At 33.5% G+C, this 13,082-nt stretch carries 14 protein-coding genes; 6 read left to right on the top strand and 8 right to left on the bottom strand.

Annotated elements, in window-relative coordinates; all coding sequences use genetic code 11:
• Positions 1–40: 40 nt before the first annotated feature.
• Genes M9B42_04650 through M9B42_04635 form a run of 4 tightly spaced genes read right to left on the bottom strand, consistent with a single transcriptional unit; the run spans position 41 to position 6,037 of the window.
• Positions 41–3,157: an efflux RND transporter permease subunit gene (locus M9B42_04650; protein URQ64060.1), complete on the bottom strand. Its 3,117-nt coding sequence runs from the start codon at positions 3,155–3,157 to the stop codon at positions 41–43.
• Positions 3,157–4,134, bottom strand: a complete 978-nt coding sequence (locus M9B42_04645; protein ID URQ64059.1) for an efflux RND transporter periplasmic adaptor subunit — start codon at positions 4,132–4,134, stop codon at positions 3,157–3,159. The genes M9B42_04650 and M9B42_04645 overlap by 1 nt, the downstream gene beginning before the upstream one ends.
• A gap of 54 nt (positions 4,135–4,188) precedes the next feature.
• Positions 4,189–4,992 carry a DnaT-like ssDNA-binding domain-containing protein gene (locus tag M9B42_04640; GenBank protein ID URQ64058.1) on the bottom strand — a complete coding sequence of 268 codons (804 nt, stop codon included), beginning with the start codon at positions 4,990–4,992 and terminating at the stop codon, positions 4,189–4,191.
• Positions 4,985–6,037: a 3-deoxy-7-phosphoheptulonate synthase gene (locus M9B42_04635; protein ID URQ64057.1), complete on the bottom strand. Its 1,053-nt coding sequence runs from the start codon at positions 6,035–6,037 to the stop codon at positions 4,985–4,987. Before M9B42_04635 ends, M9B42_04640 begins: the two co-directional genes overlap by 8 nt.
• A 135-nt stretch (positions 6,038–6,172) precedes the next feature.
• On the opposite strand from M9B42_04635, the gene M9B42_04630 reads away from it, so the two are divergent.
• Genes M9B42_04630 through M9B42_04620 form a run of 3 tightly spaced genes read left to right on the top strand, consistent with a single transcriptional unit; the run spans position 6,173 to position 7,971 of the window.
• On the top strand, positions 6,173–6,652 hold the full coding sequence (locus tag M9B42_04630) for a segregation/condensation protein A (protein ID URQ64056.1): 480 nt from the start codon (positions 6,173–6,175) through the stop codon (positions 6,650–6,652).
• Positions 6,642–7,223, top strand: a complete 582-nt coding sequence (scpB, locus tag M9B42_04625; protein URQ64055.1) for an SMC-Scp complex subunit ScpB — start codon at positions 6,642–6,644, stop codon at positions 7,221–7,223. The genes M9B42_04630 and scpB overlap by 11 nt, the downstream gene beginning before the upstream one ends.
• A complete protein-coding gene (locus M9B42_04620) occupies positions 7,207–7,971 on the top strand; it encodes an rRNA pseudouridine synthase (protein ID URQ64054.1) in 765 nt (254 codons plus the stop codon). The genes scpB and M9B42_04620 overlap by 17 nt, the downstream gene beginning before the upstream one ends.
• On the opposite strand, the gene M9B42_04615 is transcribed toward M9B42_04620, so the two are convergent.
• Genes M9B42_04615 through ubiG form a run of 4 tightly spaced genes read right to left on the bottom strand, consistent with a single transcriptional unit; the run spans position 7,946 to position 10,232 of the window.
• Entirely contained in the window at positions 7,946–8,185 is a 240-nt protein-coding gene (locus tag M9B42_04615; GenBank protein URQ64053.1) for an SH3 beta-barrel fold-containing protein, read from the bottom strand. The genes M9B42_04620 and M9B42_04615 overlap by 26 nt on opposite strands.
• On the bottom strand, positions 8,175–8,909 hold the full coding sequence (locus tag M9B42_04610) for a YciK family oxidoreductase (GenBank protein URQ64052.1): 735 nt from the start codon (positions 8,907–8,909) through the stop codon (positions 8,175–8,177). The genes M9B42_04615 and M9B42_04610 overlap by 11 nt, the downstream gene beginning before the upstream one ends.
• Complete coding sequence (locus tag M9B42_04605) at positions 8,906–9,556, bottom strand: HAD-IA family hydrolase (protein ID URQ64051.1); 651 nt, start codon at positions 9,554–9,556, stop codon at positions 8,906–8,908. The genes M9B42_04610 and M9B42_04605 overlap by 4 nt, the downstream gene beginning before the upstream one ends.
• Positions 9,540–10,232 carry a bifunctional 2-polyprenyl-6-hydroxyphenol methylase/3-demethylubiquinol 3-O-methyltransferase UbiG gene (gene ubiG, locus M9B42_04600; GenBank protein URQ64050.1) on the bottom strand — a complete coding sequence of 231 codons (693 nt, stop codon included), beginning with the start codon at positions 10,230–10,232 and terminating at the stop codon, positions 9,540–9,542. The genes M9B42_04605 and ubiG overlap by 17 nt, the downstream gene beginning before the upstream one ends.
• A gap of 46 nt (positions 10,233–10,278) precedes the next feature.
• Between ubiG and M9B42_04595 the strand changes: the two genes are divergently transcribed.
• The 3 genes from M9B42_04595 to M9B42_04585 are packed head-to-tail and all read left to right on the top strand — an operon-like array spanning position 10,279 to position 13,060.
• The gene (locus M9B42_04595; GenBank protein ID URQ64049.1) at positions 10,279–11,397 is read left to right on the top strand and encodes an NAD(P) transhydrogenase subunit alpha; all 1,119 of its coding nucleotides are present in this window, start codon (positions 10,279–10,281) and stop codon (positions 11,395–11,397) included.
• Positions 11,397–11,669: an NAD(P) transhydrogenase subunit alpha gene (locus M9B42_04590; GenBank protein URQ64048.1), complete on the top strand. Its 273-nt coding sequence runs from the start codon at positions 11,397–11,399 to the stop codon at positions 11,667–11,669. The genes M9B42_04595 and M9B42_04590 overlap by 1 nt, the downstream gene beginning before the upstream one ends.
• Positions 11,669–13,060: an NAD(P)(+) transhydrogenase (Re/Si-specific) subunit beta gene (locus tag M9B42_04585; protein ID URQ64798.1), complete on the top strand. Its 1,392-nt coding sequence runs from the start codon at positions 11,669–11,671 to the stop codon at positions 13,058–13,060. The genes M9B42_04590 and M9B42_04585 overlap by 1 nt, the downstream gene beginning before the upstream one ends.
• Positions 13,061–13,082: the final 22 nt, after the last annotated feature.

The raw sequence follows: 13,082 nt of genomic DNA, 5'->3' as shown, positions 1-13,082 counted from the left end.
ATATTTTACCTTAAATTCTATAAAACTATTTGAAATATAGTCAGCCGCTATAACCACCACGTAAATTCTTTGACCAGTTGGTAAATTTTTCAAGAATCATAAGAAGAGCAGGGGTAGCTATAAGTGTAATCACTGTACTAAATCCTAAGCCCCAGCAAATACTGATTCCAAATGCTTGATACCATTTTACAGTCGAAGTTCCTTCATATACTGTTTGATTTAGTAAGTCGATACTATATCCAGAAGCAAGGAAAATAAGACCAAAAATTGTGGTAATTGTTGTAAGAAGAACAGGTCGCAATCTACTCATGCAAGTTTCTGTGATGAGCTCTTCGATATTTTTATCAGGAAAATCTATTTTTAGTCGATTATAAGTATCTATTAAAACAATGTTGTTGTTTACAACAATTCCGGCAAGACCTACTATTGCTGTTCCAGTCATTATTGTTGAGGGCTCAACCTGTGAAATAGTAAGTCCCAAGAAGACTCCAGAAGTTGAAAAAATTACAGACATTAAAATGATTATAGGTTGGGATATGCTATTAAATTGGGTTACTAAAATAATGAACATCAGAAATAATGCTCCTACCATTGCTAAAAGGAGAAAGTTCGTAGCCTCATCACCTTGTTGAGTTAATCCTCCAAATCTAACTTCCATTCTAGAGTCCTCAAAATCAGTATCTTCCATCCATTGTTTAATTTTTGATATCTCATCATAGAGGTTATATCCAGGTTTATTTATTCCACTTATCTCATGGTAATATTTCCCATCAATTTTATTTAAAGATGTAGCATTCTGTCTTGCATCAACCTTAACAAAGCTTGAAACAGGAACAGCTCCATTTCTTGTATTTACTGAAATTTGATCCAAGCTTGAGAGAGTTCTTTGATCTGCAGGAAATCTTGCTCTAATTTCAATTTCTTCACGTGAATCATCTGGTCGATATTCTCCTAATAATATTCCATTTGTAACCATCTGGACTGCAGAGCCAATTTCAAATAAATTTATTCCAGCCTGATATGCACGCTCTTTATCAACATCTAATTTCCATTCAATTTTATATTTTGGAGTTGTGTCTGATAGGCCAGTTAAGCCATCAATATTATTTTCAATGTAGTCTCGCAACTCAAGAGTCTTTTTATCTATTAAAGCTCTATTTTCACTAAGGAGTCTTATTTCAACTGGCGCTGTAAATTGCCCGGGCCCTTCTTGAACTTCTCTAACAGTTACCTTGTAACCTGCATTATCATCAAACTGATTTCTTATGTTATCTAAAACTTCAAAACCACTTATGTCCAATGTTTTAGGATCTTCAACAAGAATATATCCTCTTGCAACACCTGAGCCTCCACCCCAGTCAGAATTTGAAACTGTCATTAGAACATCATCAACCCCTTTGAGGCCTATAATTTTATCCTCGACCTCTAAAGCCATGTTTTTTGCCTCATAAGGGGAAATGTTTCCTCTTGCCTGAATATTGACATTTATTATCCATGGATCAACACTTGGAAAGTAGACAAAACTTTTTCCATAATTTCCTACTATTCCTAAAGGAATAACCAGCAGCACAAAGAAAAATGTATATGCAATTGTTTCAAGAGGGTTTTTAAGAGAAAAGTTGATTGCTTTTTTATATATTCTTTTGAGAAATGTATCCTCATTATCGTTTGACTCATCTTTTTGTCCTTTTCTTCTACCAAATAAGGAACCGATGACAGGAGCAAATATTAATGCATAGGCTAAAGAGGCCATCAGAACAACAAAAACAGTTATTGGTAAATATCTCATAAATTTACCTGACATGCCGGGCCAAACCATTAGTGGTGTAAATGCAGCAACCGTTGTGAGAACAGAAGCAACGACTGGGGTAAACATCCTTTGAGCAGAATTTTTATAAGCTTCTAATCTGTTTTGGCCTTTATCAATAAGTTTATCCGCATACTCGACAATAACTATTCCACCATCTATCAACATACCAAGACCTAGTAGCATTCCAAACATTACTAGGAAATTGAATTCATAACCAAGAACGTAATAAAGAACTCCAAAAGTTACGAGAAAAGAAAAAGGAATCGCGATGCCTACTATAATTCCATTTCTCAAGCCTAGAGTGGCAACTACAAGAACCATTACCAAAACAACAGCAGTAATGATATTGCCTTGTAATTCATTTACCATGTCTCCAGCAAATTGTGTTGTATCTAGTCCAGGAGTAATTAAAAGTTTTTGAGGTAATTCAGATTTAAAACCATCAATTTGTTCTCTTACAGTATTTGCAATATCAAGTTCATTAAATCCAACTCTTTTTTTAATGGAGAGAGTGATTGCATCTTTTCCATTTACTCTTGAAAAACTTGAGGGATCTTTGAATGTTCTTTTTATTTGGGCAACATCTCCAAGCTTAACAACCTTGGAACCTGACGCTTTGATTGGAAGGTTATAAACATCCTCACTAGTTTCAAAAACACTTGGAATCTCAACAGCAAATCTGCCTGAACCTGTATCTTGAAAACCTGCTGGAATTAATACATTGTTAAACCTAACGGCATTAGCAATTTCACCAAGAGTTACACCGAGACCCTCAAGTTTTGACTTTGATACAGAAACCTCAAGGAGTTCTTCTGGCACTCCATCAACAGAAATTTCCAGAACACCCGGAACTTTTTCTAATCGCTCTTCAATATTCTTCGCAACTTGATAGCCAGCCCTTAAATTTGAAAAGCCACTAATACTATAGACAAGTATTGGTTGATCATTATCAGCATATTCAACAACTCTCGGATCTTCTGCTTCAGGAGGTAGTTGGTTTCTTACCTCTCCAACAGCTCTTTCAACATCTAATATTGCTTGATCAATATCATAATCAATATCGTATTTAACTCTAACATAGGTATAGCTTTGTCCACTTACTGAAAAGACTTCTTCTTGTCCCTCTAGTCTTAAGAATCTATTTTCGATAGGTTTTGCAACAAGTCTTGCCATGTCTTCCGGAGAAGCTCCTGCAAGAGTAACAACAACATTAACCCATGGGAATGTAACGTTTGGATTTGATGCTATAGGCATACTTGCTCTACCTAATATCCCAGCAAGAACACAAAAAATCATTATCAAGATACTTGTTCTAAACTTAGTTACTGCTGTTGAAACAATTCCCATTATTTATCCTTAAAATTTACCTCTTCGCCCTGTGTAACGAATCCTTGACCCGCTACTACTATTCTTGATAAGTTTGGCAGCCCACTAACCCAAGCCCCTTCAATTGTGTCTCTAAGAATATTCACAACAACTATTTCTATCTTTCCATCAATAACTAAAGCTAGCGAAACATTTCCATTATCGGCTAGTAAAAAAGCTGATGTTGGAATGAAGTGTGCTTTTTCTGGGTCAGTAAAGATTGTCATTGTGCCGGTCAAACCGTCTTTGATAAGGTTCGAAACATTTTCAATTTCAGTTTCGACTTGAAATGTTTTAGTTTGTTTATCAGCTGAAGAGCTTATGAAGGTCAAATTTGATTTGTACTCCTCCCCCGAAAGGAATGTCACAGTAACATCCTGTCCAATTTTTACTTTATTAACTAAAAGTTCAGAAACATTTCCAACAATCTTTAATGGAGATAAAGAAATCAAAGAAGCACATAGCTGTCCATTCTGAAGGAGCTGCCCTTCTTTTGCTAGGTTTTCTACAAAACCATTAAAAGAGGCTTTGATTTTTGTTCTTTCATAATCAACTTTAGATGCTTCATATGTAGCTTCAGAAGTTACTAACCCCGATTCAGAAATAAGTCCTTTATCATAAAGATTTTTTGATGACTCATATTGTATTTCAGATTTTTTAAAGTTTGCATATTTCTGTCCTGGTTCTAATTCACAAATAACTTGATCTTTTTCCACAAACTCACCATCAAGAAAATGAATTTTTTTTACCTTCTCTGATGTTTGTGATCGTAAATCAACTTTTGAAAATGCCTCTGAAATTGACTGTATGCTTATTGGCAGACTATAGTCTTGAGCTTCTGAATTTACAGTTAGAACCGTTTGTTTTTCAACATCTCTAATCTCAGGCTTCCTCTCACTTGGAGCAAAGAGTCCTAAAAGCATCCAGACGAAAACACCACCAAGTATAATCGCTGCCATTCTTATATTTTTCTTATTCATGTTCTTAATACCAATAAAAACTATTTTTAGTTGCTAGATATTGTATTTTTTTCTGTATTTTTTCAGATTTAAGTTTGACTTCTTTGATTTTGGTTTTTCTTCAGCTTCATAAAAATCGATATTAATTTTGGGCTCTTTTTTAATTTTTTCAACTTCTTTATTCCAACAAGTTTTTACATGATTTAAGAATTTTACATCCCATGTATTGAAAGCTCTGCCGTCTTGTTTCCAATATAAAATAAAATCAAGAATTTTTTCATTAGCAAAATCCTCTGATATTCCAGATAATGACAATACTTCTCTACACTCATCTGATGGTTGCCAGCTATCATCAATCGCAAAGGGTTTCGTTCTAGTATCTACCTCTGCAGTGTATTGAGCCCACTTGAACCTAGCATATTCAATGAACTTTGAATTATATGACACATGAATTCCAGGTTTCTCCATCCAATAAACTCTAAATTCAGGAATTAAGTTGTGAATAAAGTCTTCACTAATTTCTGCTTTAAGCAAAATCTCAACAACATCATCTGATGGCTGCCAATTTATCCCCATTTCTGATTTATCAAATGATTTTGGAGTTTGGAGTTTAGTTTTACTAATTTTGTTTTTTATGCTTAATCTTCCCCTTTTTAAGTCAAAACTTATTAAACCCTTTTGATCTAACTCGGCGACGTATTCAATTATTTTTTGATTAGGCCAAAAATTTAGCTCGTCGTTTAATTCACTTATTGAAATGTAATCAGTTTTTTTATTTTTTAAGAACTCGTAGATTACCGCGCACTCTAAACCTATTGTTGTAGCGATATCCTTCGAAAATGAAAATTTTTTATCCAATATTTCTTCTCTTTTTTACTGAAGAGGACAGATCATTTAATAAAATTTCAGTATCTTCCCATCCAAGACAAGCATCAGTAATGCTTTTTCCATACTCCATATTATCAGATATTTTTTGATTACCTTCTTCAATATTACTTTCAATCATTACACCTACAATATTTTTATTACCAGTCTCAATTTGTTTGCAAACTGACTGGCTTACCTTTTTTTGATTGCTAGGAATTTTTTGGCTGTTACCATGACTAAAATCAACCATAATGCATTGATTTACTTCTGATTTTTTAAGTTCTTCTAAGCATTTTTGGATATCTTCAGCCTCGTAATTTGGCTGCTTGCCACCTCTTAAAATTATATGTGTGTCATCATTTCCTGAGGTTTTGAATATAGCGACCTTTCCTTGCTTAGTAGTTCCTAAAAAAACATGTTGATATTGTGCAGATTTCATTCCATCAATAGCTGCTTTAAACTCACCATTTGTTGAGTTTTTTATTCCAACAGGACATGAAAGACCTGATGTAAGCTCTCTATGAACTTGACTCTCAGAGGTTCTTGCACCAATTGCTCCCCAACTAACAAGGTCTGAAATATATTGTGGAGATATTAGATCTAAAAATTCAGTTCCTGCAGGAAGACCTACATTCGCTATATCTCTCAAGACCTTCCTTGCAACTCTTAGCCCTTCATTTATTTTAAAAGAATTATCTATTCTTGGATCATTAATCAAACCTTTCCACCCTACAGTCGTACGAGGTTTTTCAAAATATACTCGCATGATAATAACTACTTCATCTTCAATTTTTTCAGCAAGTGGCTTCAATCTTTTTGCATAATCAATTGCTGCCTTTGGATCGTGGATAGAGCATGGACCTACAACAGCAATAATTCTGTCATCTAGACCATGGAGAATTTTGCTTATATTGCTTCTTGCTCCGAATATTAATTTTGAGGACTCTTTATCAAGAGGTATCTCATTTGTAATCTCTTCAGGAGTCGAAAGCTCTTCTCTTGATAAAATTCTGCTATTGTCAGTTATATACATCATGTTTAAGAAGGTAAATTTTACCCTACTAATTAAGATTATGTTTACTTATGGTGTTATTTTTAAAAAAAAGTCCAAAAAAAAATTAAAACACAATATTTAGTATTTAAATTGATTTTTATATACAATATGTAGTGTATGGATATAGCTCAGGAAATAGCTTTACCAAAAGTTAAAGGGAGTACCGTAGACTCTCTTCCAGAAAATTTATATATACCTCCAAAAGCTCTGCTACTTCTCCTTGATGTTTTTTCGGGCCCAATGGATTTTCTTTTGTATCTTGTACAAAGAAAAAACCTTGATATTTTAGAGGTAAATCTGGTTGAAATCACAGATCAATATATAGCATACATAGATATGATGGAAGACTTTGAATATGAACTTGCTGGAGATTATTTGGCAATGGCTGCATATCTAGCTGAAGTAAAATCAAGAATTCTTTTACCACGTGAAGAAATAAATGAAGAGGAAGGAGATGATCCGAAAGCAGAATTAATTCGAAGACTTCAAGAGTATAAAAGGTTTAAGGATATATCTTTGGAAATTGACTCAATGCCTAGAATTGATAGAGATATTTTTCCTGCGTCCGCTAAAATACCAGAATTTAATGGATATTAAATCAAGAATTGAAGCACTACTTTTAGCTGCAAATAGACCTCTATCAATAATTGATTTCAAAGAAATGTTAGAAATTTCTTCGGAAGAGGAGGAGTCGGAGATTTTGAATGCAATTTTTAATCTTCAAAAAGAATATGAAAATAGACCTAGTAATTTAGTAGAAGTTTCTAATGGTTACAGATTGCAAATTAAACAAGAATTTTCAGAGGATATTGCCAAATTATGGGAAATTAAACCATTAAGACTCTCTAAAGCAACTCTTGAAACACTTTCTATAATTGCCTATATGCAGCCTGTCACTAGAGGAGATATCGAGGATATTAGAGGTGTTAATGTTGCTACAAATGTTGTCAAACTTCTAATTGATCAAGGTTGGATTAAAATTAAAGGATATAGAGATGTTCCTGGAAGACCTGCTCTTTTTATAACTACTAACAAATTTTTAGATGATTTCTCAATGAAAGATTTAGAAGATTTACCAAAACTACCCGAATTGCCAGATCCAATCGATATTAGTCCTGAGCTAGCATTAGAGGTGAAGACAGATCAGGTTGATGAGAAAGAAGTCTAAAGAAAAAATTGGCAAATACCTTTCTAATTTAGGTTTTACAAATAGAAGAGATACAGATGATTTCTTCAAAAGTTCAAAAATTCTTTTAAATAAAAAAAATGCAAGATTTACAGATTTTGTTTCTGACGGTGACGTACTTAATGTAAATGGCGAAGAAATTATTGTTGACTTAAATCCAAAGACAGAAATCTTAATTTATCATAAGCCTGTAGGACAAATTTGTTCAAATTCCAATAAGGAATCTCATGACAACGTATTTAATCATTTGCCTGAAAGAAAAAATGGCAAGTGGATTATGGTTGGGCGTCTTGATGTAAATACTTCAGGATTAATTTTATTCTCAAACAATGGCGACTTAGTAAATATATTGATGCATCCAAGCTCAGGTATTGATAGAGAGTACTTATGTAGAGTTTATGGGGAAACCACAGATAAAAAATTATCAAATTTAGTTGAAGGTATAAAAATTGGGGGAGAGCTTTGCAGTTTTTCTGATATAGCGCCAGTAAAAAAATCTGGATCATCAAAAAATAATTGGTTCTATGTATGTATTTTTTCAGGAAAAAATAGAGAAGTTCGAAAACTCTGGGAAACACAAAAGTTGACGGTTAATAGACTTATAAGAGTAAGATTTGGCTCAATTTTTTTACCAGACACACTGAAAAAAGGACAATGGAAAAATATTGCAAAAAAAGATATTGAAAGTTTTTTAAAAAAATACTCTATACAGCTTCCCAAGAGCTTATAGTATCAACTCTTATATCTCTCCACGCATTTTTATCAAGCGACCATACCATTATGGTGTCACTGTTAGATGAAATGCTTTGAATTTTTGTACCGTCTGGTATTAGGTCTTGTTTAAGAGTTGAGGGCATTTTTCTTATCTCGCCGGAGTCAATTTTTTTAAACGTTATATTCACTACACCTTTTTTGAGGGAGTCAATCATATCTTCAATAGTCATAACTTTTTCCTGTTTCTTTACATTCTTTTGACAGTAACCATAAATAACATTCCGCAACATCTTGGGGGCTCTTTAATGTAAGAGGATCCTCTGCAGGAAAGGCCTGTGCTCTCATTTTAGTTCTTGTTGGACCTGGGTTAAAGGTATTAAATTTAACTCGACCTTCATATTCATCTGCGAGTACCTGCATTAATCCCTCTACAGCAAATTTTGAGATTGAATAGGATGTCCAAAACGCTCTCCCTTTTCTTCCTACTCCCGAAGATGTAAATATTACTGATGGACACTCTGATTTTTCTAATAATGGCATCAAAGCTTTTGTTAGCAAGAAATTACTTTCAAAATTAATTTTCATGACAGTTTCAAGCTGTGAAGGTGATGTGCTTGTAAATGGAGATAAATAACCAAGGATTCCAGCCACATGAACTAACCCATCAATTTTTGTGTAATTATCTATAAGATTTTCAATGAGAAAGTTATAGTCCTTTTCTTTTGCTTTAAAGAAGTCAAATTCAACTGTAAGAGGTTCAATTCCAAATTTCTCTTTAATTTCATCCTGTAAAGAATCCAATTTTATCTGATCTCTTGATAATAAAATTAAATCTGCATTATTTTTAGCGAGCTCAAAAGAAAGAGCCCTTCCAATTCCTGAACCTGCACCTGTCACCACTATTGCCCTTTCTTTGAGAGAATTTTTACTAAGTTTAGATTTTGGTATTTTCATTTTAAAAACTCTTGCAGTTCGATTGGCTCATTAACAAAAAAGTCAGCTTGCCAAGTTAATGGATCGGATTCAAAGTAACCATAAGTACATGCAATTGTTCGTAGTCCAGCATTTTTACCCGTAATTATATCCCTCTCATGATCGCCAATATAAAATGATCTTTTAGCATCTGCATTTAGTATCTGTAAACATTTTAAAACTCCCTCCGGACTTGGTTTTGCCTCTGATACATCTTCAGGACAAACGATGGCAGATGTAAGTTTATCCCATCCTAATTTTTGCATTATAGGCGTAGTATATGTATTTGATTTATTAGTCATTATTCCCCAGGGTATTTTTTCTTCAGTCATTTTCTTAACTAAATCATCTACATCAGGGTATAAGTTAATTTCCTCAACCATTGAAGAATGATAGCGTTTTAAAAACTCTCTTTTTAGATGATTTATTTCTTCTTCACTTTCATTTTTAAAACAGTTTCTTAAAACAAGATATGCTCCTCGTGAAGAAAATTTTCTAACATCATCAAATGCAGATTCTTTCTGCCCTTTCTCTGACTTTAGTTCATTAACAATTTTATGGAAATTGATTGCAGAATTGAGAAGTGTTCCATCAAGATCGAAAATTAGCGCTTTATTTTTTTCGGGCATGAATTATGTAGTTAACGGATGGATCATTCGATAATTTTACAATATCGAAAAAGGGAATATATGTCATACCTTTAATTTCTGAGAAATCTAAACCACCCTTATCTATGTAAGTTAAGAGCTCTGAGGGTTTGATGAGCTTTTCATAGTCATGTGTACCCTTTGGCAGTATATTTAATATATATTCAGCTCCAAGAATTGCTAAAGTAAATGCTTTTAGATTTCTGTTAATTGTTGAAAAGAAAATATCGCCATTATTATTCAATAATTCTGAACATTCTTTAACGGTCTTTTCTGGATCGGGGACATGCTCTAGCATTTCTAAACAGGTGATCACATCAAATTTTTCTTTTTTCTTTATTAATTTGGAGGTTTCGATCTTCTCGTAAGTTATTCCAAGATTTCTTTTTTGCTCCCGTATCTTTGCGACTTCTAAAGGGCCATCAGCTAAATCAATTCCCTTCACATTCCCTCCTTTTAACGCCAAAGACTCTGCTAAAATACCTCCACCACAACCTACATCTAGAATTTTTTTGTTCTTTAAATTAACTTTACTTGAAATGTAATCAGCTCTTAGAGGGTTAATTAGGTGAAGAGGCTTGAACTTACCAGATGGATCCCACCACTGATCAGCTAAAGAACTAAACTTTTCTATTTCTGATTTATCAAAATTTTCCATTGGTTAAAGTATAATTAATGTCAAAATATAAATCTTTTAAACTTTTATGATCCTTGGAGCAATTTCATCAACCGATAAAAAAGACTTAAGATCAGCTATTCATCCTGACACTATTAAATATCTTCTTGATATGGGTATAGAAGTCATTTTTGAAAGTGGAGCTGGCGATGGGATTAGCGCGACTGACAGTAAATTCGAGAAAATTGGTGCTAAAAGCAAATCACGACATGACTGTATTAGTTCATCTGATATTTTGCTTTCTCCTGGAAAATTGAATGACGATGAAATCATGGATATGAAAAGTAATTCAATTTTTATGGGTCTTCTTAATCCTTTCACTAATAGGGAGCAGTTTCAACAATTTAAAAAGAGAGGGAATACTGCCATTAGTATGGAATTTATACCAAGAATAACTAGGGCTCAAAAAATGGATGTTTTATCAAGTCAATCTAACTTGGCCGGATATGTAGCAGTAATTGAATCAGCAAAATTGCTGAATGCAGCTTTACCAATGATGATGACAGCAGCCGGAACATTAAAGCCTGCAAATGTTTTTGTAATAGGTGTAGGTGTAGCTGGTTTGCAAGCTATTGCAACTGCAAAAAGGTTAGGAGCTAAAGTTGAAGCTTTTGATACAAGACCTATTGTTGAGGAGCAAGTAAAATCTTTGGGGGCAAAGTTTGTGAAGATAGATCTTGGCAACACTGGTGAAACTTCGCAAGGTTATGCTCAAGAATTAACAAAAGAACAACTTAAATTGCAAAAAAATCTACAAGCAGATGTTTGTAAGAAATCTGATATCGTAATTACAACGGCACAAATCTTTGGAAAGCCTGCTCCAAAATTAATTGATCTAAACACAATAACAGCAATGAAGGAAGGTAGTGTTGTTTTTGATATGGCAATTGAATCTGGTGGAAACGTGGAGGGCTCAAAGGTTGACTCAATAGAAAATATTAATGGTGTAAATATTGTTGGATTTAGTAACTTACCATCGTATGTTTCGAGTCATGCATCCTTTGCTTTGAGCAATAACTTTATCAATCTCATTTCAGATTTTTATGATAATGAAAAAAAATCTTTTAATTTAAATCTAGAGGACGAAATTTTACAAAGTGCTACTGTTGTAAGTGCCGGAAAAATTCTTAAAAAGGAGTTTGATTAATGGAAATAATGTTATTGCTACTATTTATATTAGTCTTGGCAGTTTTTTTAGGTTTAGAGTTAATTTCAAAAATACCAAGCACCCTCCATACACCTCTTATGTCTGGTGCAAACGCGATAAGTGGAATTACACTTGTAGGTGCTCTTACACTTGAAACTGGCAACACACTTCAAATAGTTTTAGCATTTTGCTCTATTACATTTGCATCAATAAATGTAGTTGGAGGTTATCTGGTCACAAATAGAATGTTGAGGATGTTTAAGAAAAAATGATGGATTTTAATTATATTTTCTTACAGGAATTTGGATACATTTTAGCAGCTATTTTATTTATTTTTGGACTAAAAATGTTGGGTCAGGAAAGCTCTGCAGCCAGAGGTAATCTTGTATCTTCCATAGGTATGTTTTTGGCTATTTTAGTTACTGTCACTAACATTATTAATCCAATACTAGTTTTAGTTGCAATCTTACTTGGTGGAAGTATTGGTGCCCTGTTTGCATTAAGAGTAAAAATGACCTCAATCCCCGAAATGGTTGCATTATTTAATGGTTTTGGAGGTTTATCCTCTTTCTTTTTGGCATGGTCTGAATTTACATCAACATCTGAAATAAATATTTTAATATTAATCACCTCTTTAACCGTATTTATTGGTGGTGTGACTTTCTCTGGAAGTGTGATTGCTTTTTTAAAGTTATCTGAGAGCTTAAAATCATCCCCTGTATTTTTAGATAAATTTTCCAGAGTATTTCTTATTACATCATTTATTTATCTCGGATTTTTTACTGTAACTGTTTTACTGGATTTATTTAATTTTGGACCAAATCTTTTAGCTGTAAGTGATGGATTTATAGTCTTACTTATTGTCTCAATTCTTGCTGGAATATTTTTTGTTTTACCAATAGGCGGTGGAGATATGCCTGTAGTAATTTCATTATTAAATTCATTATCTGGAGTCGCAGCTGCTTTTGCAGGAATTGTTATTTCGAATACTGCATTAATTGTTGCTGGATGTTTAGTTGGAGCTTCTGGACTTGTCCTAACCTTAATCATGGCAAAATCTATGAATAGATCTTTATACAATATTTTCTTTGTTGGATATGCAGCTTCTAAAGGCGATGCTCAAGAAGTTTCGGGAGAAGTTAAGCCCATTAGTGCTGAGGATAGTTTTTTAATTTTAGAATCCGCAAGTTCAGTATTAGTTGTACCAGGGTATGGAATGGCTGTTGCTCAAGCACAACATGTTGTAAAAGAACTTGGGGATCTTCTCGAAGAGAATGGATGCGAGATAAATTTTGGCATACATCCTGTAGCTGGCAGAATGCCCGGACACATGAATGTACTTTTGGCTGAGGCAAATGTTCCCTACGATAACTTACTTGAACCAAAAGATATAAATCCAAAAATGAGCACTGTTGATGTAGTCTTAGTTATTGGTGCTAATGATGTTGTAAATCCCTCTGCAACCGAGCAGCCTGGTAGTCCTATTTATGGAATGCCAATAATAGAAGTTCATAAAGCAAAGACTGTTATTATTTTAAAAAGATCAATGTCATCTGGTTTCGCAGGGGTCCAAAACCCTTTATTTTTTAAGGAAAATAGCAGAATGCTTTTCGGTGATGCTAAGGAAAGTATCTCCAAATTAGTAGCTGAATTTAAAGATTAGTACTAGCTATTATGATAAAATT

Source organism: SAR86 cluster bacterium (assembly GCA_023703535.1).
Classification (GTDB): Bacteria; Pseudomonadota; Gammaproteobacteria; order Magnimaribacterales; family TMED112; genus TMED112.
The sequence above is the reverse complement of the archived record's forward strand: the minus strand, read 5'-3'. Positions and strand labels throughout refer to the sequence as shown.